The sequence below is a fragment of the Brevibacillus sp. NRRL NRS-603 genome (assembly GCF_003013445.1).
GTDB lineage: Bacteria > Bacillota > Bacilli > Brevibacillales > Brevibacillaceae > Brevibacillus > Brevibacillus formosus.
In genome coordinates this window covers 222,576-241,724 of sequence record NZ_PXZN01000016.1, presented here as the reverse complement: position 1 = coordinate 241,724, position 19,149 = coordinate 222,576, and the positions used below count along the sequence as shown (strand labels likewise).

The 19,149-nt window shown below is 47.8% G+C and carries 20 protein-coding genes and 1 riboswitch; of the genes, 4 read left to right on the top strand and 16 right to left on the bottom strand.

All coding sequences use genetic code 11. The features are described 5' to 3' along the window. Positions 1-115: 115 nt before the first annotated feature. From C7R94_RS16305 to C7R94_RS16280, 6 genes are all read right to left on the bottom strand, one after another. Positions 116-772: a YitT family protein gene (locus tag C7R94_RS16305; RefSeq protein ID WP_017250233.1), complete on the bottom strand. Its 657-nt coding sequence runs from the start codon at positions 770-772 to the stop codon at positions 116-118. 278 nt (positions 773-1,050) lie between these two features. Continuing rightward, positions 1,051-1,617, bottom strand: a complete 567-nt coding sequence (cobU, locus tag C7R94_RS16300; RefSeq protein WP_106782884.1) for a bifunctional adenosylcobinamide kinase/adenosylcobinamide-phosphate guanylyltransferase — start codon at positions 1,615-1,617, stop codon at positions 1,051-1,053. Positions 1,618-1,629: 12 nt separating this feature from the next. Continuing rightward, positions 1,630-2,406 carry an ABC transporter ATP-binding protein gene (locus C7R94_RS16295; protein ID WP_106782881.1) on the bottom strand — a complete coding sequence of 259 codons (777 nt, stop codon included), beginning with the start codon at positions 2,404-2,406 and terminating at the stop codon, positions 1,630-1,632. A gap of 8 nt (positions 2,407-2,414) precedes the next feature. Further along, entirely contained in the window at positions 2,415-3,452 is a 1,038-nt protein-coding gene (locus C7R94_RS16290; protein ID WP_106782879.1) for a FecCD family ABC transporter permease, read from the bottom strand. A 1-nt stretch (position 3,453) separates the two neighbouring features. Next, on the bottom strand, positions 3,454-4,449 hold the full coding sequence (locus C7R94_RS16285) for an ABC transporter substrate-binding protein (protein WP_106782877.1): 996 nt from the start codon (positions 4,447-4,449) through the stop codon (positions 3,454-3,456). A gap of 157 nt (positions 4,450-4,606) precedes the next feature. Then, positions 4,607-4,756: riboswitch (cobalamin riboswitch) on the bottom strand. 149 nt (positions 4,757-4,905) lie between these two features. Beyond that, entirely contained in the window at positions 4,906-5,850 is a 945-nt protein-coding gene (locus C7R94_RS16280; RefSeq protein WP_106782875.1) for an MBL fold metallo-hydrolase, read from the bottom strand. Positions 5,851-6,006: 156 nt separating this feature from the next. Here C7R94_RS16280 and C7R94_RS16275 point away from each other — a divergent pair, with 156 nt between their 5' ends. Continuing rightward, a complete protein-coding gene (locus tag C7R94_RS16275) occupies positions 6,007-6,570 on the top strand; it encodes a pyridoxamine 5'-phosphate oxidase family protein (protein WP_106782874.1) in 564 nt (187 codons plus the stop codon). 68 nt (positions 6,571-6,638) lie between these two features. On the opposite strand, the gene C7R94_RS16270 is transcribed toward C7R94_RS16275, so the two are convergent. Further along, positions 6,639-7,397, bottom strand: a complete 759-nt coding sequence (locus tag C7R94_RS16270; protein WP_106782872.1) for a MerR family transcriptional regulator — start codon at positions 7,395-7,397, stop codon at positions 6,639-6,641. Positions 7,398-7,533: 136 nt separating this feature from the next. Between C7R94_RS16270 and C7R94_RS30320 the strand changes: the two genes are divergently transcribed. Next, positions 7,534-7,704 (top strand): hypothetical protein, encoded by a 171-nt coding sequence (locus tag C7R94_RS30320; RefSeq protein WP_197243994.1) that lies wholly within the window; start codon positions 7,534-7,536, stop codon positions 7,702-7,704. Positions 7,705-7,754: 50 nt separating this feature from the next. On the opposite strand, the gene C7R94_RS16265 is transcribed toward C7R94_RS30320, so the two are convergent. After that, positions 7,755-8,687 (bottom strand): manganese-dependent inorganic pyrophosphatase, encoded by a 933-nt coding sequence (locus C7R94_RS16265; RefSeq protein WP_106782869.1) that lies wholly within the window; start codon positions 8,685-8,687, stop codon positions 7,755-7,757. A gap of 143 nt (positions 8,688-8,830) precedes the next feature. On the opposite strand from C7R94_RS16265, the gene C7R94_RS16260 reads away from it, so the two are divergent. Next, a complete protein-coding gene (locus C7R94_RS16260) occupies positions 8,831-9,604 on the top strand; it encodes a metallophosphoesterase family protein (protein ID WP_106782867.1) in 774 nt (257 codons plus the stop codon). A gap of 30 nt (positions 9,605-9,634) precedes the next feature. Here C7R94_RS16260 and C7R94_RS16255 read toward each other — a convergent pair whose 3' ends face one another. From C7R94_RS16255 to C7R94_RS16230, 6 genes are all read right to left on the bottom strand, one after another. Beyond that, complete coding sequence (locus C7R94_RS16255) at positions 9,635-10,231, bottom strand: PepSY domain-containing protein (RefSeq protein ID WP_106782865.1); 597 nt, start codon at positions 10,229-10,231, stop codon at positions 9,635-9,637. A 711-nt stretch (positions 10,232-10,942) separates the two neighbouring features. Continuing rightward, complete coding sequence (locus C7R94_RS16250; protein ID WP_106782863.1) at positions 10,943-11,944, bottom strand: ABC transporter substrate-binding protein; 1,002 nt, start codon at positions 11,942-11,944, stop codon at positions 10,943-10,945. Between the two features lie 44 nt (positions 11,945-11,988). Beyond that, entirely contained in the window at positions 11,989-13,014 is a 1,026-nt protein-coding gene (locus C7R94_RS16245) for a FecCD family ABC transporter permease (RefSeq protein ID WP_106782860.1), read from the bottom strand. Next, positions 13,014-14,051 carry a FecCD family ABC transporter permease gene (locus tag C7R94_RS16240; protein ID WP_106782857.1) on the bottom strand — a complete coding sequence of 346 codons (1,038 nt, stop codon included), beginning with the start codon at positions 14,049-14,051 and terminating at the stop codon, positions 13,014-13,016. The genes C7R94_RS16245 and C7R94_RS16240 overlap by 1 nt, the downstream gene beginning before the upstream one ends. Next, positions 14,026-14,619 (bottom strand): nitroreductase family protein, encoded by a 594-nt coding sequence (locus C7R94_RS16235; RefSeq protein WP_106782855.1) that lies wholly within the window; start codon positions 14,617-14,619, stop codon positions 14,026-14,028. Before C7R94_RS16235 ends, C7R94_RS16240 begins: the two co-directional genes overlap by 26 nt. Positions 14,620-14,651: 32 nt before the next feature. Next, positions 14,652-16,271, bottom strand: coding sequence for an AraC family transcriptional regulator (locus C7R94_RS16230; protein ID WP_106782852.1), 1,620 nt, complete (start codon positions 16,269-16,271; stop codon positions 14,652-14,654). Positions 16,272-16,547: 276 nt separating this feature from the next. Here C7R94_RS16230 and C7R94_RS16225 point away from each other — a divergent pair, with 276 nt between their 5' ends. Next, positions 16,548-17,282 (top strand): SDR family NAD(P)-dependent oxidoreductase, encoded by a 735-nt coding sequence (locus C7R94_RS16225; RefSeq protein ID WP_106782849.1) that lies wholly within the window; start codon positions 16,548-16,550, stop codon positions 17,280-17,282. 63 nt (positions 17,283-17,345) lie between these two features. Here C7R94_RS16225 and C7R94_RS16220 read toward each other — a convergent pair whose 3' ends face one another. Together C7R94_RS16220 and fmdA are read right to left on the bottom strand one after the other, a co-directional pair. Then, the gene (locus C7R94_RS16220; RefSeq protein WP_106782846.1) at positions 17,346-17,657 is read right to left on the bottom strand and encodes an FmdB family zinc ribbon protein; all 312 of its coding nucleotides are present in this window, start codon (positions 17,655-17,657) and stop codon (positions 17,346-17,348) included. A gap of 36 nt (positions 17,658-17,693) precedes the next feature. Next, positions 17,694-18,875: a formamidase gene (fmdA, locus tag C7R94_RS16215; protein ID WP_106782843.1), complete on the bottom strand. Its 1,182-nt coding sequence runs from the start codon at positions 18,873-18,875 to the stop codon at positions 17,694-17,696. Positions 18,876-19,149: the final 274 nt, after the last annotated feature.

The following is a 19,149-nucleotide window of genomic DNA, read 5'->3' as shown; positions in this document are numbered from 1 at the left end:
GGATATTATGTACAAAAACCGTCATAACGTTCAAAAGGCCAAGTCGACATGAAAACCGACTTGGCCCTTTTGCTTGCTTTTGTATAGGCATGTTTTTCAACTGAATATCTACTCATTACCGGTGGGTCATCGAGACGCTTCCATGCCCGTGCTCCTCTTCCATGACCTCCATTCCTGCACCATGATTGACGGTCCAGGTGATGACTTGGCTGGAAATGACAACGGCCAAAATGGTATACATCATCTCTTTCATCGGTACGAACCAGAACGACATGCAAAGCACAATGACGTCCAGTAAAAGAAAGACCGTACCAATGGACAATCCCGTGTACTTACTGATCAACAGGGAGAAAATATCGTCTCCACCTGTCGCAGCTCCATAGCGCAGAACCAATCCGGTACCCAGCCCGGTCAATACACCGGCCAAGACAGACGCCAGCGGCATCATTCTGCTCATATCCATGACAATGGGTGAGAATCGTTCAAACAAATCGTAAAATACGGTAAAAGCAAGTGATGCAAAAATGGTGTCCCAAATGAATTGGCGGCCTCTTACTAACCAAGCAACCAAAAACAGTGGAATATCCAGCAAAAGCATCACCATCGCTGGCGACAAGTCAAAGGCGTATTTCGCCAGTAACCCCAAGCCAACAAACCCGCCTTCAGACAAATGGTTCTGAAAGTTAATGTGATAATACGCAAAAGCAAGTAAACAAGCTCCAAACAAAATCATACTGTAACGCTTAGATAACTGCAGCGCTCTCCTCATCATGGTTTCCTCGCATTTTTGTCGGTTTAGGCACAGACGACCAACCGACTACCGAGGAACATCGCAAGCATAAGTCGCTACTCATACAAAGGGCCTCGCTTTCGTAGTAGGTTAGTCGTCTTCAGTGACGATCGACTACTACGAAGCTAGATGTAGGAGAGGTCAAAACGTTTCCAGATCGTCCTATGGGGACGCATGGTATCCTGATCCCTTCCATGGCTTTTCTTGTATTATATCATAAAAAAGGTGAAAAGACGACTCGAAACCGTCTTTTCACCGAGTTAAAATCGGAAAGCTTGTCCTTTTAGCTCCACCGGAATCCCTGCTGTGACAAGAAAAACTTGATCGGCAACAGCTGCCACGCGTTGATTCATTAACCCCGCCAAGTCTCGGAACATACGGCCTAACGGATGTTGCGGGACAAGCCCGTCGCCCACTTCGTTTGTCACCAGCAAAACGGTCCCCGGGTAATCTTTTAGCTTGTTTACCAGCATATCCACCTGCTGGAGCACTTTCTCAAACGGCTGCTCCTCTCCAAAATGCAACAGCCAATTGGACAGCCAAAGGATCAAGCAATCAACCAAAATCACGGTCTGCTGTTCTTGTATGTTCTTTTGTGCTCCCAGCTTCGCAAGCCATTCTGTCAATGCGTACGGCTCCTCAATCGTTTGCCAAGAAAAGTTGGACTGCAAACGGCGGTCGCGATGGTGCAAGATCCGCTCTTCCATTTCCTCATCAGTGATTTGTGCAGTCGCGATGTAAACACCCGAGGAGCCCAAATGAGCCGCGTATTTTTCGGCAAACGTGCTTTTTCCGCTGCGTGCTCCACCTGTAATCAGTACAATCATGCTTCCGTCTCCTTACACCTGCGATTGCAAAATAATTTGCGGCAAATGATGAATAGGATGCTCCATGACAATCGGTCTGGTTCCATATACAGCCTCTATTCTGTCACTTTGCAAGATGTCTTTTGGTGTACCCACGCTTATCTGCTTTCCTTTATGCAGCATCAAGATACGATCGCAGTATAAGGAGGCCAGATTCAGATCGTGCAGCACTGCAATGACCGTCACCTGCGTCGTCTTTTGCCATTTTCGCACGATGTCCATAAGTTGAATCTGGTACCCGATATCGAGGTAAGTCGTGGGTTCATCGAGCAAGAGCACCTGAGGTCGTTGGATCAATGCCTTCCCCAAAGCTACGCGCTGCTTTTCCCCACCACTCAACTGATCCAGTGTGCGCTCTTCCAAATGTTCAAGGCCAAGCATTTGTACGATTTCATCAATGAGCGATGCGACATCCTGCTTTTCTTCGCCCAGCCAATTTTGGTAAGGAAAGCGCCCCATCTCCAACACTTCTCGAACACGAAAGCCGACTGGCGGGAGACCCTCTTGCTCCAATACAGCGAGTATTTTGGCAAGCTCTTTGCGAGGATACGAATAAAGCTTTTTCTCCTGAAGCAAAATGTCTCCTGCATCTGCCTTGATGACTCCTGAAATCATTTTCAGCAAGGTGGATTTACCGCTTCCATTTGGTCCGATGATGCCAAAAAATTCTCCCTTGTCCACGCAAAAATCGATTCCGTGCAAAACAGGCGTGTCCTGATACGATTTTTGCAAGCTGCGCACATTGATCATTGCTTACGTTACCTCTTCCTAAAGCGTTTATTTTGCTTCAATAAATAAGCGAAAAACGGTGCTCCCAGAAATGCTGTCACGACACCGAGCGGGATTTCTGTGGGACTCAGTAGCATTCTGGCGAGAGTGTCAGCCCAAAGCACATAGATACCACCGCAGATCGCAGCCATCGGCAGTAAAATACGGTGGTCAGGACCAACCAGCAATCGGACGAGATGCGGAACCACCAAGCCAACGAAACCGATAATTCCCGCGATAGAAACCGCCGCAGCAGTCAGGAGAGTCGAGACGACCAGAACCATTAGCTTCGTTCGATCCACATGGACGCCGAGATGCGCAGCCTGCCGCTCGCCTAGCGCAAATAAGTTCAAGGAACGCGCGTAGCTCACCAGCACCATTCCCCCTATAACCAAGTACGGAATCAAGACGTATGTAAACGCCCAGCCCCGAAATGACAGACTGCCCATCAGCCAGAACACGATCTCATTCACGGTCTGGTCGGATAACGACACCATAAAGGAAACGAGCGAGCCGAGAAAAGCCTGCACCACGACACCCGACAAAATCAGGGTCTCGGTTTGCAGCTTTCCTTGCGTGTTCGCGAGTCCGAGTACGATCCATAAACTGAGCAGTCCTGTGAGAAAAGCGACAACAGGCGTGCTCCATGCACCTAAAAAGCTGATTTGCAAGCCAAAAAGGATCAAAAAGGCTGCTCCGACTGCAGAACCCGATGCCACGCCCATCGTAAACGGATCTGCGAGCGGATTGCGCAAAACTCCCTGAAAGCCCGCTCCCGCAAGCGACAAGCAGGCGCCAATCAAGACAGCCAATACAACCCGTGGAAAACGAACCTTCATGACAATTTGCTCAGATGATTCCGGCCACGTTACGGTGATCCACTCAGACAAGCCCGGGATCTGATGGAGCAGGATGAGCCATACTTGCGAAATGGGGAGTTGTGCAGCCCCCATCGAGATACTGATAACTATTGATGCCAGAAGGACGAGACAGCTGACTCCTCCCCATATGAACAATCGTCTCTTCATTTTATTTCACCAAGTCAGGGTAAATCGCCTTGGCTACTTCGATTAAGCCTTGTGTAATACGTGGACCAGGACGGGACAAAGTATTTTGGTCCATGCCAAAGATTTGTTTTTCACGGATCGCCTTCATTTTATCCCAGCCATTGCGATTCGCGATCAAATCCTCCAGCTTGGCGCCAGTCTTTTCATCGGTAATTCCGCTCGCATACAAAATGACGTCCGGGTCGTTTTGCAAAATCTTTTCTTCACTGATCGGATTCCAGCCTTGGGTGTCGGAAGCAATGTTTGTCGCTCCAGCCAGTGTGATGAGTTCGTCCATGAATTCGCCTTTTCCGACTGTCCAGCCTGGGGAGAATTCCAGGTATACCTTTTTCTTCTCTTCCGGTTTTACATTTTTCACGGCTTCTTGCACGTACGCGATATCCTTCTTCATTTGCGCGACGACTTTTTCGGCTTGTTCCTGTGTATTCGTGATAACTCCCATCGTTAAAACATTGTTAAGGATGTCATCCATCTTTGTCGGATGAGTAATATAGACGGGCATTCCGAGAGATTTGAGCTTGTCAGCAACTGGCTTTTCCATCGAAATCCCACCGACGATCATATCCGGCGTTTGAGCGAGAATGGCTTCTTCATTTGGTTTGACGACACCGCCAATTTTCGGTTTTGCCTTCGCCGCTTCAGGATAATCGTCATAGTCTGAGACAGCTACGATCCGATCTTCCAAGCCTAATGCGAACAAAATCTCTGTCTCGGCAGGTGATGTTGAGACGATTCGCTCAGGAGCTTTCGCAAAGGTTACTTCTTTTCCTGTCGCATCCGTAACTGTCAATGGATACGTTGTTTGTTTTGCAGGCTGCCCGGCCGCGCTCTCCTGCGGTGCTGTCTGCGGTACGCTTGTTTGTCCACCTGGTGCTGGCTGGCCGTTATCGTTACCCGCACAACCTGCGAGACTCGCCGCAACTAGTAATGGGATCATGAATCGCAATGAACGTTTCATATGTAGAACTTCCTTTCTGCATGTCTGATTGACTGTACCTTCCAATAAAAAAAGCGACCCTTGCTTCCAATCGGAAATCAAAGGGTCGGCACCTCAGTGCAAACAGACAGGATGATCTGCTTCCTGAAATAGGCCAATCCTTTCCGCGAAGGCAACAGGCACGAAACACAAACAGGCAGGTCTCCTGGCTTACGGCTGAGGAACGAGCCGATTTACAGTGGCGGGACCGCGTCGGATTTTCACCGACTTCCCTTTTCACCCGATCTTTTTGTTAAAAAGACGAGGCACCTATTTGCTGTTTGAAATTGTCACAGTCCATGATTCATCCTACATCATAGCATTCCTTGGATGAAAAAAGAATGACCAACACGCAAGCCAATACTTTCTTGCCCGCTAAAAATGAAAAACGCCTGAACAAAAGGTTCAGGCAACTGGAATGCTTTTGGCGGCAGGCTATTACCCTCGTTTGTGCAAATAATCTAGAATGCCCATGGAGCATACCTGTAAATCGAGCTTGAGTATTTCCAAAACTTCGTGGTCACCACTGATTCCTTGTGACTGTAGATGATCCGAGACTCGTTCAAATAGCGTACGAGACAGTTCTTCATAGGTTTGTCCAGCATCAATCGCTGACTCTCCTTCCGCCACAAACACAGGGAGCCACTCACGTATTTGGCGGTACACATCGTCTACCTGCTCAGACATCCCAAAATGACCAAAGTAAATGCGATTCAGCTTGCGTGCTTCAAAACGGTCTAAAGACGCTAACATGGCATCCGGGTCAAACTGATTCGGGGAAGTAGATGGCAGCACGAGGTGTATGCCATCCTTTTTAAGCTGTGGATAAAGTACACCGGCCGTATCACCTGTGAACATCCCGCGGCTTACGGGATCGTAGATGCTGAAGTGATGATTGGCATGCCCTGGCGAATCCATAAACTCCAATACGCAATTCTCTCCGATCTTTAGTGTATCCCCGTCCCCGCGAATCAAAATCCGCTCCACGGAAACAGCCTCAATCGGATCGAACAATCGATCAAAATCATCATGATACACTGCTCTCGCCCCTGCGATCAGTCGGCTCGGATCAACGAGATGACGTGCACCTTTCGGGTGGACAACGACCTTTGCGTTCGGGCAATCCTTTAGAAAAAGTCCGGCTCCTCCTGCATGATCCAAGTGTATGTGTGTGACGATGACGTATTTTACTTGTTCTGTCGTATAACCGAGCTTGGCAAGACCGGCCTTGATATACGGGACAGAGGGGCTTGGTCCTGTTTCGACCAAAGTGAGCTCCTCTTCTGCGATCACATATGTCCCCGTACGTTCTGCCCAGCCCATATCAAAACCGTCTATTAAATGGATGCGTTCCCCTAAGTAAATTGGCTGTGATGCTTGCATGTAAATGCTCCTCCTTTTCAAAAACAATATATTGCATGAATATTTACACTTTACCATCTATTTTGGACGCATTGAGGATAAACACACAAAATCTTCATATTTTTATCGTAATATGAGGACAGCAAAAATAATTCCATTACCTGGAGGGGTGCAAAAATGGGTAAGCTTTTTTCTGAATTACGACCTGAGCATGAGGCGTTTATCAAGAAGCAACAGATGTTCTTTGTTGCCTCTGCTCCTATGGACACGGATGGTCACGTGAATCTTTCACCAAAAGGGTACGATTCCTTTCGCATTATATCGCCTACAGAGGTCGCCTATTTGGACCTGACTGGAAGCGGAAACGAAACCAGTGCTCATCTACAGGAAAATGGCAGGATTACTCTCATGTTCTGCGCATTTGAAGGCCCCCCTCTCATCATGCGCCTCTACGGCAAAGGAACGGTTATTCTCCCAGATACACCTCGATGGGATGAGCTCGTGAAAGACTTCCCGCTTCTACCCGGGGCTCGTCAAATCATTACCGTGAACATCCAAGAAGTAAAGACTTCTTGCGGTTGGGCCATTCCCTTCTATACCTTTTCAAAAGACCGTGACACCCTTCAAAAATGGACCTTGGCTAAAGATGAGCAGGAACTGCTTGCTTATCAACAAGAAAACAACGTACGAAGCATGGATGGATTGCCAACACCATTGGGACAAAAGCTTTTCCCGCAGTAAAAGGGGATAACGAAACGTAAAACGAGAAAGAAGCTGCCTTGCTCGCAGCTTCTTTGTTTGAAACCTCTTTACTTACTGGTATAAATGGTCACTGCATCGCGGAGAAACGCGGCTACACCTGGCTGCTCCTTGTCATAGTAAGCGGTAAAACGCGGGTCATCGACGTACATCTGGGCAACACCTGCGTGCGCTTCTTTGCTGTAGCTGTCCCAATAAAAGCTGAGCCATTGACGGTGAAGATCTGCTGCTTTTTGCGCAAGCTCATGAGCAGGATCTCCCGTCGCAAAAGCCTGTGCCAACGTCTCATGCAGTTCTTCATTCAACTGCTCAAGTGCGGCGTACTCCTGCTCGGTCATTCCTTTGATTTTTTGATTGGATTTGTCAACCAGGTCACTTCCATATTTTGCACGAATTTCTTCTCCGTATTGCGCCTCGTTGTCGTCAACCAACTTTTGCTTGAAGCCTTCAAATTTTTGTTTGTCACTCATCGTTTTGGTCCCCTCTCTTTGTGCTAATGTCAAATCGACATTGGCGATTAACGCATCCAATTGCGCTCGCCTTTCCAGGAGCTTCTCGCGGTGCTCCCGCAGTGCCCGGTCAGCATCAAAGGTTGGTGAATTCAGGATCTCCTTGATTTCCTCCAAGCTCACACCCAGCTCGCGGTAAAAAAGGATTTGCTGCAATCGATCAACCTCTTGCTGTCCGTAAATGCGATACCCTGACGAATTGATTCTCGCCGGCTTGAGAAGATCAATTTCATCGTAGTATCGGAGCGTCCGGGTGCTGACACCCGCCAGGAGTCCTAGCTTTTGCACCGTATATTCCATGTTCATTCCTCCTGACAAATTGATCGTACACATTTACGGACCGTCAATGTCAAACACATTTTCATAAAAAAATTGGCGTTACTCTTTATCCATAATTTGCTAAAATATAGAGAAAGACATACAAGGGGGGACTTCGATGCTCTATATCATCGGCTTCATTGTAGCCATAGTCGGTGCTGGATGGGGATTAACAGGGCTGCTCAGTCTTAAAGCGAGAGATAAATATGCCATCACGCATTACAGTGAAGATGCTTATGCCCAGCAAACCTTGTCCCATATGCATACCGACCCTACCCAAGGAATGTAAACATAAAAAATGGCTGCCCGCATCCTGTGCATGGCAGCCACCTTTCTTTTTTACAGAGCTTGGAATGTATCGGTCAATACCGGTACGATTTGCTTCTTGCGGGAGACAACGCCCTTCAGAACAGCTTTGTTGTCCACCAATGTTACTTGGTACGCTTTTTCTACTGCTTGTGTTGCGCTGCCGAGTGCGATCGCAACAGAGTCGTTGTTCAAGATATCGGTTACGACAAATACGAACAGGTCCAAACCTTTTTCAGCGATATTTGCATTGATAGCCGCTTCCAGTTCGCCTTGGCGTGCAAGTACATCATTTACATCTACTGCATTTACTTGCGCAATTTCTACTTTCGCATTGCCCATTTGGAACTCTTTCGCATCCAATGTGAGCAATTGTGCGATTGTTTTGTCGCTCAGGTCTGCCCCCGCTTTGAGCATTTCCAAACCGTATGCTTCCAGATCGACACCCGCGATTTTAGCCAGCTCATGAGCAGCTGCTACATCTTGCTCCGTGCAAGTTGGAGATTTCAACAGCAGCGTATCCGAAATGATAGCAGAAAGCATCAAGCCCGCCATCTCTTTTGGAATGTCTACGCCGTTTTCTTTGTACATTTTCTTCAAAATGGTAGTCGTGCAACCAACCGGCTCGGCACGGAAGTAGAGAGGATTGCTCGTCTCAAAGTTTGCAATACGGTGATGGTCGATCACTTCTGCCACTTGCACTTGTTCAATGTCATTCGCGCTTTGTTGGCGCTCATTGTGGTCTACAAGGATGACTTCATTTACTTCATTCGCTACTGTTTCTACGAGGCGCGGCTCTTTTACTTGGAAGTAATTCAACACAAATGCTGTTTCGCTGCTGATTACACCGAGGCGTACAGGCTCTACATTTGCGCCCAATTTTGTTTTCAAGTCAGCGTACACAAGTGCTGAACAAATGGAATCTGTGTCTGGATTTTTATGACCGAAGATTAGTTTTTTTTCCATCATCCATACTCCTTAATCGTAATTTGGCTTCCAAATTATACCACAGCTTAGCGGATATGCCCAAGATACATTATAGGTTCAAACTCGATCGTTGGAAATAAGGTTTTGAAGATCAATCCGTAATGAATGGGAGGCGAAATAAAATGAGAGTGGCAGCTTTGTATGACATTCACGGGAATGCACCTGCACTACATGCAACATTGGCAGAACTCGAAGTTGTGAAGCCTGATCTTATTATCATCGGAGGGGATACCATATCAGGCCCAATGCCTGTCCAAACACTTGAGATACTCTTCCAATTGGATACACCTGTGCAATTCATCCGTGGTAATGGCGATCGTGAAGTACTCCTCACTTTTGACGGTGAGGCCAAGGCCTTGGAAATGTCCGATTCTGTGCGGGAAATCACGTCATGGGTTGCGGAGCAATTGAGCCGCTCTAATCGTGACTTTTTGTCGCAGCTCCCTCTTACCTACACGTTAACACGTGAGAATTATGAGGACGTACTCTTCTGCCATGCCATTCCCACCAATGATGAAGCTATTTTCACCCCACTCACTCCTGATGCAGTTATGGCCACTTACTTTGAGAGGACGCTGCAACGAATAGTCATCTGCGGTCATACGCATATCCAATTTGAACGTCGCCTTGGCGATATGCGTATCCTCAATGCTGGAAGTGTGGGCATGCCGTTTGCCAACAAACCAGGGGCATATTGGTTACTTCTTGATGGTGACAGCTATGAGCATCGCTTTACCCCCTATGACGTAAAGGCTGCTGCAAAACAAATCGCTTCCACGAACTATCCGCAAGCTCAGAAGTTTGCCGAAGAGAATGTCCGAGAGATACCTACAGCTCAAGAAGCAATGGAATTTTTAGAAGCCCTGGCACAAAAAAACCGACCCTCTGCTTATTAAAGGGTCGGTTGAGAAAGAGAGCTGCCTAGATTAATCGTCCCAGTCTACATCCAGTACAGCACCTGTTGTAGCGGAAATCTCCAAATCGACTTCCTGTCCTTTAGCCGTTTTCACTTCTACCTCATACACATAGCGGTTATCGTCTTCATCCAGCTTAATGGATTTGATGTTGCCGTTCACTTTAGCCAACGCGATTTTTTTCGCTTGCTCTACACTGATTTTTACTTGTTGGTTTTTCCACTGACCGCCGTTGTCGTCGTCATGATCATCGTCGTCATCGTGGTCAACTGTTTGCCACACATCGCCAGTCATCGCGTCGACATACACGTCAATCTCTTGCTGCTTGTTTCTGATCTCTGCTTTGTATACAAGGAAACCGCCCTCTTCATCCAGCTTCCATTCGGTAATGGCACCAGACTGTGCATCCCGAATTTTTTTCAGTGCTTTTTCAGGCGTGATGCGTACGAGCTTCGCCCAGTTGTGTTTCACATCATCGTCGATTTGCAGGTACACGGTAGAAGTATTCATTTGCTGTACGCTGTAAGATTGGTTGCTATGTGCAAAGGCTGTTACGCCAAGGCTCCCTACAATCAGTGCACCTACCATGGTCATGACTACTTTTTTCATATGATCTCGCTCCTTTTTTCGACCGGTTTTGTTTGATCTCCTTTATCATAAAAAGGACAGATGAAGGAATAGAAAGAGAAAGATTAGAAATTGATGAGAAAATAGAGGAGACCTCTCACAGATTCATGATTGCTGATGAGCCACAGCGATTAACAAAAAGAGCGAGTGTTTTCTACTGGCAAAAACGATCCATTCCGGCTTTAAATCGACGCAAATGAATCATCCGCGCTTTTGCGTGCCCTCCGCTTTTATCCGTATAATAAAAGCAATCGAGGGGACAACAGTCGACTCGATGACATACGAAAGAGAGCGTGAATGGCAGTGTAATACATATCGTTTCTAGCTACTTTCTAATTTTTCGTAAATGAGAAGGAGAAACGATTTTTCCGTGGAATCACCACTTTTGAAAAATATCTTTTTTTGAATCTATTTTCTCGTCACCATGCAAACGGTCATCATATCCGTTTTGACCTTGGAAGTGAAAAACCCGGCACGTATCCAATTGACAGCACAAGCAACACAAGCTATCTCCTCTGCCTATACGGAATCAGGCAATCGGAAATGAACAAAGGCACTCTACTAATCGTGTAGAGTGCTTCTTATATGTTCACGATAAACCAACCATTCATGTGAAAAAGGATCCACTTGCAAAAGCACTGGAGCAAAAGGCGCTTGTATGGAAATGTTCTCAGAATGAGCAGTAGTAAATTTCTATTTTCCGAGATTGTTCTTAATGGCTTCCAATCCAGCGATTTCTCCCAGGAAAAACGTATCGCCTGCGAGTGTATCCATTGTGTAAACCTGGTTGTTTTTCACTGCTTTGAGGTTTTTCCAGACAGGATGATCCTTCCAGATATGAATCAACCCTTCTGGCTCCTCTGCTTTTGCTGAACGGCGGTTCTCCGCAATAAAGATATGATCGGGAGCAAGCTCACTCAACGCCTCGATTCCGATACGTCCTCCAATCTTGCCATCCTCGGGTAATCCTGCTATCGGTGTTAATCCTACTTCCTCATAGTAAATCGGGAAGTTTTTGGGATGCATCACCGTAAAATCCTTACCATTGGAAACGAGGAATAGCACCGTTTCTCCTTTATGCTTGTCTGCTGCTGCTTTTGCTTCGCTTTTCAGCTTATTAAAATCGGCCAAAACTTGCTTCGCCTTTTCTTCTTTACCAATTACTTCAGCGATTCTCATGAGGCGAGTGGGGGCATCCACTGAGAAATCAATGACAATGGAATGAGCCATTTTGTTGAATTCCTCAAATCTGGAGCCTTTTCCGGTGCTTGTCATGACAATAACCTCTGGGTCCATCTCCAGCAAAGTCTCCAAATTCGTTTTTCCACCCAGATCCTTTACCGTTTTCCCTTCCGCATACTTCGCAAAAATGGGTGACTTGCTTTTCGTCGACTCAAAGCCTTCCGATACAATCGGAGCAAAATCTAGCACGAGGAAGTAATCTGTTCCCATGATGTCGACAGAAGCGACACGCTCCGGCTTTTTCTCCAATGTGACTTCCCCCATCGTATGCTTGATGGTTCGAGGATATACTGGCTCCCCAGACCCTTTTGTATCAGTTTGTGATGCTCCTGCCTCAACCGTTTGCGCTTTATTGGCAGCGTTTGTGTCTGTAGTCGCCTGTCCTGCTCCGCACCCCGCCACGACCGCTGTGGCTAAGATTACGGACAGAATGCCTGATAATTTCTTTTTCATATCGATTGAACTCCTTTTCTTCATCTCCTGATTTCAAACGTGTCTTACCCTTTTATCCGGATCAACAAATACAGAAAATAAGGCCCCCCAATGAGGGAAATCACAATACCCGCCGGTACTTCTGTAGCCGGCATAATGCTTCGCCCTATTGTATCTCCGGTCAACACGAGCAATGAACCGACGAGCGCCGTAATCGGCAGCATGTATTGATGCTGGGGTCCGACCAATCTGCGCGCGATATGCGGACCGAGCAAACCAATAAACCCTATGCCTCCACCTGTCGCTACACTCGACGCAGCCAATCCAACCGCACCTGCCAGCAAGGCCAGTCGCTCCCGTTGAAGAGATACGCCCAGACTTGCTGCAATTTGTTCATTCATACTGAGCAGGTTCAATATATTTGCCTTCCGATACACGTACGGCAGCAGGATCACCATCCACGGCATCAGCGCCAGCACGAACTTCCAATTGGAACCCCACAACGATCCCATTTGCCAAGTGACAACAAACTCGAGGTTTCGCGGATTCAACTGAAGTGTCAAAATAATGCTGATGGCGCTAAGTCCCGCCCCTACTGCAATCCCTGTAAGCAAGAGACGGGTAGGAGAAATGCCGTGCCCTTTCTTGTATGCCAGCATATAGATTATGGCTGCTGTGGCGGTGGCACCGATAAGTGCGAGAAACGGCATCAAAAAAGGCGGGGCCATGTTCGTCGCGGGATATAAGGAGACGAACAACAATACGGCCAGTCCAGCACCTGAACTGATTCCAAGAATGCCAGGGTCAGACAGGCCATTGCGAGAGATTCCTTGCAGGATCGCTCCCGATACAGCAAGCCCCGCTCCAATCATGACCGCAATCACCATCCGAGGAAGCCGCAGCTCAAACAACACGAGACTCTGCTTTTTCGAACCCTCCCCCAGCAATGTCTGCAACACCTCGAAGGGCCCAATACTGTACGGTCCCGTGTTCAAGCTCAGGACAAAACCGATAAGCAAAAGCACTGCGAAAAGAAGAATCAGTCGGACACTGCGGCTTTTTCTTTTTTGGGAAAATAGATCGATGTCCACTACCACTCCCTCCTTTCCTTACGAGCAAGGTACAGGAAGAAAGGGACACCGATCACGGCGATAATGGCGCCAAGCGGTGTCTCGTAGGGCATCGCTATCATTTTGGCTCCGATGTCTGCAAAAACTACCAGAACTCCTCCCATGACTGCCGAGCAAGGAATAATCCAGCGGTAATCAACCCCGACCAGAAAACGGACGATGTGTGGGACAACGAGACCGACAAACCCAACACCGCCAACCGTTGAGACCGAAGCACCCGCCAGCACCATGACGACAACAGCCGACAACCCCTTCACCAGCCTGGTCTTTTGTCCGAGTCCCGCTGCGATCTCTTCCCCCAGACTCAAAATGGTAATGGAGCGAGAAAGGATCATTGCCATAATGATTCCTCCCGCAATCCATGGCATCATGACGGATACTTGAAACCACTCCGCTGTTGAGATCCCCCCTGCTGACCAGAAAGCCAAATCGTAGTTGATCTGAAACAACAAGGAAATCGCCTGACTGATACCTGAGATGATCGAGCTAACGACTGCTCCCGCCAACGCGAGCCGCAAGGGGGTCAAACCGTTTTTGGAAAAATAGGCCAGTCCATAAACAAGCCCTACCCCCAGACCCGCTCCGATAAAAGAAAAGAGAATAATAGATTCAAAAGGGAGTCCTGGCGCAAAAGCAAAAACGAGTACAAGTACGAATCCAGCCCCTGCATTAATGCCCATCAAGCCCGTATCCGCAATTGGATTTTTCGTAACCCCTTGCATGATGGCTCCCGCTACGGCAAAAGCAGCTCCCACCAGCGCTCCTGCCAAGGCACGCGGCATTCGCAGCGTTTGAATAATGACGTGGTGCTCGTTGCTGGAATCATAATGAAAAATCGAGTTCCAAACGGTGGCAAACGAGATATTCGCCACTCCAGTGATAATGGATGAACCTAGCCCGAAAAGGATGGCGAAAATCCCTACAACAATCAGCACCGTCGCCATCCACGGCCTGGTTCGAAGCGAAGCATTTTTAGTGATCGGCTGTGACAGTGACATTTCCCTTCTTTTCCTCCAGAGCAACGTTTGAATCAATCACGGTCAGCTTATCATTTGCAGCCGTTCTCGCTCGTGCTTCCGGGATGACCTCTGGAAAGCCAAGCTGAAGCATTCCTACGAGTTTTTCCTCCACACGTACCCCTACCGCTTGCAAAAATCCTGCTTGATACGTGAACGGCTCTGTTTTCCAAACGACGCCCAATCCGCGCTCCCACGCCGCGAGCTGAAAGTTTTGAATTAACGTGCAGGCTGCCGCATAGTCCTCTTCCCGTTCTCTTTGCCGCGAGTCTTCATTTACGATAACCAAAAGATATGCCGGGACGCGTAGAAGCAATTCCGGATCTCTTTTTTTCATGGCGTTTTGAAGAATGGCATCGACGACAACCCGCTTCCCTTCTTCCATATAAAGCACGAATCGCCAAGGCTCACGTAGTCCGTGGTTAGGCGCCCAGACAGCTACATCCAGCAACTCACGAATCAATTCCAGTGGAATCGGGTCTGGCTTGAATTTCTTTATGGTTCTGCGGTCACGGATCGCTTGTGCAATCGGATACAATGATGACTCCATCTCGTTCCCTCCAACAATAGTGATACTCATTCTCAATCATTATCACAAACTTGTGGACGCAAGAAAATTGAAGAACCTGATTCCTTTTTTGTACATTCCTGTGACTCTGCAAGATGCGTGAGGGCCTCTGATATGGCCTGCTCATGGCCAAGTGCGGAATAATGCAGCCAAGGATATACCCCAGCTCGATGTACATTCCCTTTCAAACAATGCTTGCGTACATCCGTTCGAATTTTCCTTTCGTCGAAAAGCAGAATATGATCAGCCTGAAAATCTTGAAGCTCATCCAGGCTCGCGATATCCAGAAAGGCAAAATGCCCTGTTCCCACTGGAGGTCTTACCTGTAGGTCACCGTATAAAATATCAGAAATTTTCCGCCTTTTCGCACCAAATATACGGGCTCCACCATCCCACGCCCTCACTGCCATAACGCTTTCATTCCCAATTTTTTTCCGAATACGCTCGCGAGCCGCAGCTGCTTTCAGATCATAATAATAGAGCCAACTGGTCGCCACCTCTGTAATTCCCAGCATGGTAGCTACCTGCTGCAAATGATCTCGCCAAATCGTTGTTTTAAAGGGAATGAGCCAGGTCGGTGCAATGGTTTCCAATTGTTCAAGCCAGGGTGCAACCTGATCTGTTCCGACAATCAAATCTGGCTCCATCTGATGCAGACGGTACAAGTCAAATTCCAGTGTGGCTGCTTCCATCTGGGAGTACGGCCTTTTTTGCCGATGCTTTTCCCAAACAGGGATCAGATGTTGGGGCGAAATCCCCAATGCGAGCAGATCACCGATGATTGCTGGATGGAGTACGGCGATTTTCTTTTGTAACGATTTCTTGAAGCGATAAGGGGGAACGCCAACGATCTTTTTAAACATCCGACTGAAATAGTACACATCCCGATAGCCCACTTCACTAGCTACCTCAGGAATCATCACGTCCTGCGTCACCAGAAGCTGACAAGCCTTGTCCATTCGTTTCCGATTGATGAATTGCAAGGGAGTGAGCGAGGTGTACTCCTTAAACTGCTGATAGAAAAGGGTCGGCGTCATTCCTGAGTAACGAGCAATCTCCTCGATCTGAAAAGTCTCCTCACAATGCTGCTCCATATGCTCAGCGATCCCTTGAAGAAGTTGTTGACGATCTGTTTTTTTCTCTTGAAGCGTGATTCCAGCCATAATAGCTTGCCATAGCTTCAGAAAAAGAATCTGCATGGCTGCCTGATCGAAGTGATCTTTTCGCCATGCCAGATGCAATTGTTCGATGTGATGGTGAATTAAGGATATAGCTTCGATATGGTGCTTCCCCTGGATCGGAAGCATCACTTCGTTTATGAGCCACCCGTCCCTTTCTTTTCTGGCATGAGCAGCAAAAAGCGCCACGTAACAAACATAGAGGTTCTCCGTAATGGGCAAGAGGGCGAGCCCTTCCTGTATATCCTCTGGAGATATAACCATGCAATCTCCCTGGTTAAGCATCCCTCCTGTCTTATCCACCCGAAACGACGCCCTGCCCTCTATTACCAAAATGATGATTTGTTCGCTTCTCTCTCTCGCTTCTACAAGCTTCCATTCTTTTGAAATGGACAAAACTTGCACTTCATTTACAGTAATGACATTCGGATCACTATATGTGTCTGTTTTTCTCATAAATAACTCCTCTTGAATCATGATGCAGCAATTGATAATAATTCTCACTAATTGTACGAGAGACTTGGCAAAACTGCAATTGCACTCGGGTGAGAAAAAGCAAAAAAACGCCAAACGATCATCAAGATGACCACTCGACGTTTTCTCTTTTCACTTAAGCTATTCTCATGACACTCTTTGTAGACAAATATTTCTAAATGATCTTATATTTTAACAAAGCATCTCATATTTTCTACCTATGGTTCTACTAAAACACAGACAGAAAGAGGTACAGGTATGCTGAGCAATCAAAAAGTAATCGTAACAGGAGCAGCTTCTGGGATCGGGAAAGCCGTAGTGACGCAATGCTTGCAAGAAGGGGCCGCTGTCATCGCATGTGACCTCAATCAGGAAGCTTTGCTTGCACTGGAAGAAGAGATGGATCGAGCAGAAAGACTACATACGTATTGTGTGGATGTTAGCAAATATGAGGAGGTTGCGGCTTTTTTTGCGCATATCGAGGCAGAGCATGCGGATTGTACTAGTCTCGTCAATAACGCAGGCATTTACCTGGCGAAAAACATTCTGGACTACGACCTCGGCACAATTGAAAAAGTGCTCGCGATTAACGTAAAAGGTTGCATTTATTTCTCACAGATGTTCGGAAAGCTCCTTTTTCCTGCCCAAAAACGAGGAACGATCGTCAACCTGTCCTCTGTATCCGGAATCGAGGGCAGCTCGGATGCAGTCTATGGAACCACGAAGGCGGCAATTCTCGGCTTGACGAAAAGCTGTGCAATGAACTTCGCTCCCTACATCCGGGTCAATGCGGTAGCGCCCACTATGGTTGCTACACCGATGATGGACACCATTCCAGAGTGGCGTCGGGCAGAATATCTCGCTCACGGCCTCATCGACAGCCCTGTAATGCCAGCGGACGTGGCAGATACCGTCGTTTTCCTGTTATCGGAGAAGTCCAAACACTACACCGGAGCGACTTTTGACATCAACAACGGCGGGTATCTGCGGTAATAGCAAAGGGGCGTTTATTCAGACCGCTGGAGACTGAATGAACGCCCTTTTCATCCATTTCGTTTAGTGCCCTACCATCCACGGGCGTTTGCCTCCACGGCTGTGGGTATGTCCCCGATGTGCCTGACTGCCATGACTGTGACTGCACCCTGCTCCTTCATGGGAATGCGGTTGCTTCTGTACCACTTTTGGTTCCACACCACGCTCAATACGTTGTCGCAGCGCTTGCGGTGTCATGATCAATCCTGGTGCAGCGTACAAGCGCTTTGACGGTAGCTGGCAATCGGGGCAAGCAACGTTCTCTGTCAGCTCGCTCATCTTCAGCCATTGTACAAATGGACCACATTCCTCGCACATGTAATCGTATCTCGGCATCGTATTTGGCTCCCTCTTTCATGGTCTTTTTCTTGGCTACTTCGGCAAGATATCTCGATCAAAAATGCTTGTCGGGATCGACAAGGTGCAGCACGCGTTCGGAATATCGACGATTCCTGCAATTCTTCCCTCCACCGGTGCCGTTCCCAGCAGCATGTACGCCTGCTCCCCCGTAAAGCCCATCGCTGTTTTCAAATACTCGATGGCATTCAAGCATGCATTGCGGTAAGCGACATGTGCATCCATATACAGCTGCTGCCCTGTCGTCTCGTGAACTGAAATTCCTTCGAAAACGAGGTATTCCGTATAGCGAGGCTCTACCGGACCCGGCTTGAATACAGGGTTGTTCACGATGTTATACTTCGCCATCCCGCCCTTGATGACGTCCACATGAAGATCCAGCCAACCAGCCATTTCAATTCCGCCGCAGAAGGTCACTTCCCCGTCTCCTTGAGAAAAATGCAAATCGCCCATGGACAGCTTCGCTCCATTTACATACACCGGAAAGTAAATGCGAGTGCCTTTGGACAAGTTTTTAATATCACAGTTTCCGCCATGCTCGCGAGGTGGGACAGTCCGAGCCGCTTCTCTGGCAATCCGATCGAACTCAGCGCCTTTCAGACTGCCCAACACAGCACTGTGCGGGGTCGGCAAATTCGCGAGTGGCGGCATTCGTTCAGGATTTGTCGCTACGAGGTCGCTCTCTCTTCGGTTCCAGCGATCCAATAGCTGGTGAGAAGGTGCCGTACCAATCAAGCCTGGATGAAGAATGCCAGCAAATTTGACTCCTGGCAAATGACGAGAGGTCGTGTAAATGCCGTGGAAGTCCCAGATTGACTTGGCCGCTTGTGAATAATGATCGACGAGGAAGCTCCCGCCGTTTTCTTTCGCGAAAATTCCGTTAAAGCCCCATTCCGATTGGGGGAGTGCCCCGATATCGAGAATATCGACAACCAAGAGGTCTCCTGGTTCTGCTCCATTCACCCAGACAGGTCCACTGAGCACATGGACGCGATTGAGGTTGACATCGCGAATGTCGGAAGGATCATCGTTGTTAGCGATCTGCCCATCCGTCCAGTCCTTACATTCCATGCGAAAAACAGCTCCTGGATTCACGGAAACTGTTGCCGGAATGTCTGGATGCCATCTGTTGTGACCAGGTGTATCCTGCTCCTCCATTGGTTTGTTCAAGTCAACTCGAAATAAAACTTCTGGCATGCTGCTTCCCCCTCACTTGTTCAAAATGACGTATGCCGTACATTCACAAAAAGAAGCACATGACATGCCAATACTTGCTGGTCCTAATAAAAATTTGATAATACCGATTCTTTTGTCTATTTTCTCCTGTATACTTAATACAAAGAGCTTGTCGCAAAATAGGTCATGCCGTTGATCTGTCTTTGACCGGAAATGTCGTTTCCTCTCTTGTAGCGCTTTTTTCATTGTGTGTCGTTTGTTTCCCCTGCTTCCTTGTCGGACACCTGTCCCACAA

Coding starts and splice junctions, on each gene's coding strand:
- C7R94_RS16270 (WP_106782872.1), bottom strand. CDS start 7,397: ATGGAATATACGGTGCAAAAGCTAGGACTCCTGGCGGGTGTCAGCACC.
- C7R94_RS16275 (WP_106782874.1), top strand. CDS start 6,007: ATGGGTAAGCTTTTTTCTGAATTACGACCTGAGCATGAGGCGTTTATC.
- C7R94_RS16290 (WP_106782879.1), bottom strand. CDS start 3,452: ATGAAGAGACGATTGTTCATATGGGGAGGAGTCAGCTGTCTCGTCCTT.
- C7R94_RS16265 (WP_106782869.1), bottom strand. CDS start 8,687: ATGGAAAAAAAACTAATCTTCGGTCATAAAAATCCAGACACAGATTCC.
- C7R94_RS16250 (WP_106782863.1), bottom strand. CDS start 11,944: ATGAAAAAGAAATTATCAGGCATTCTGTCCGTAATCTTAGCCACAGCG.
- C7R94_RS16235 (WP_106782855.1), bottom strand. CDS start 14,619: ATGGAGTCATCATTGTATCCGATTGCACAAGCGATCCGTGACCGCAGA.
- C7R94_RS16280 (WP_106782875.1), bottom strand. CDS start 5,850: ATGCAAGCATCACAGCCAATTTACTTAGGGGAACGCATCCATTTAATA.
- C7R94_RS30320 (WP_197243994.1), top strand. CDS start 7,534: ATGCTCTATATCATCGGCTTCATTGTAGCCATAGTCGGTGCTGGATGG.
- C7R94_RS16225 (WP_106782849.1), top strand. CDS start 16,548: ATGCTGAGCAATCAAAAAGTAATCGTAACAGGAGCAGCTTCTGGGATC.
- C7R94_RS16295 (WP_106782881.1), bottom strand. CDS start 2,406: ATGATCAATGTGCGCAGCTTGCAAAAATCGTATCAGGACACGCCTGTT.
- C7R94_RS16220 (WP_106782846.1), bottom strand. CDS start 17,657: ATGCCGAGATACGATTACATGTGCGAGGAATGTGGTCCATTTGTACAA.
- fmdA (WP_106782843.1), bottom strand. CDS start 18,875: ATGCCAGAAGTTTTATTTCGAGTTGACTTGAACAAACCAATGGAGGAG.
- C7R94_RS16305 (WP_017250233.1), bottom strand. CDS start 772: ATGATGAGGAGAGCGCTGCAGTTATCTAAGCGTTACAGTATGATTTTG.
- C7R94_RS16240 (WP_106782857.1), bottom strand. CDS start 14,051: ATGTCACTGTCACAGCCGATCACTAAAAATGCTTCGCTTCGAACCAGG.
- cobU (WP_106782884.1), bottom strand. CDS start 1,617: ATGATTGTACTGATTACAGGTGGAGCACGCAGCGGAAAAAGCACGTTT.
- C7R94_RS16285 (WP_106782877.1), bottom strand. CDS start 4,449: ATGAAACGTTCATTGCGATTCATGATCCCATTACTAGTTGCGGCGAGT.
- C7R94_RS16255 (WP_106782865.1), bottom strand. CDS start 10,231: ATGAAAAAAGTAGTCATGACCATGGTAGGTGCACTGATTGTAGGGAGC.
- C7R94_RS16230 (WP_106782852.1), bottom strand. CDS start 16,271: ATGAGAAAAACAGACACATATAGTGATCCGAATGTCATTACTGTAAAT.
- C7R94_RS16260 (WP_106782867.1), top strand. CDS start 8,831: ATGAGAGTGGCAGCTTTGTATGACATTCACGGGAATGCACCTGCACTA.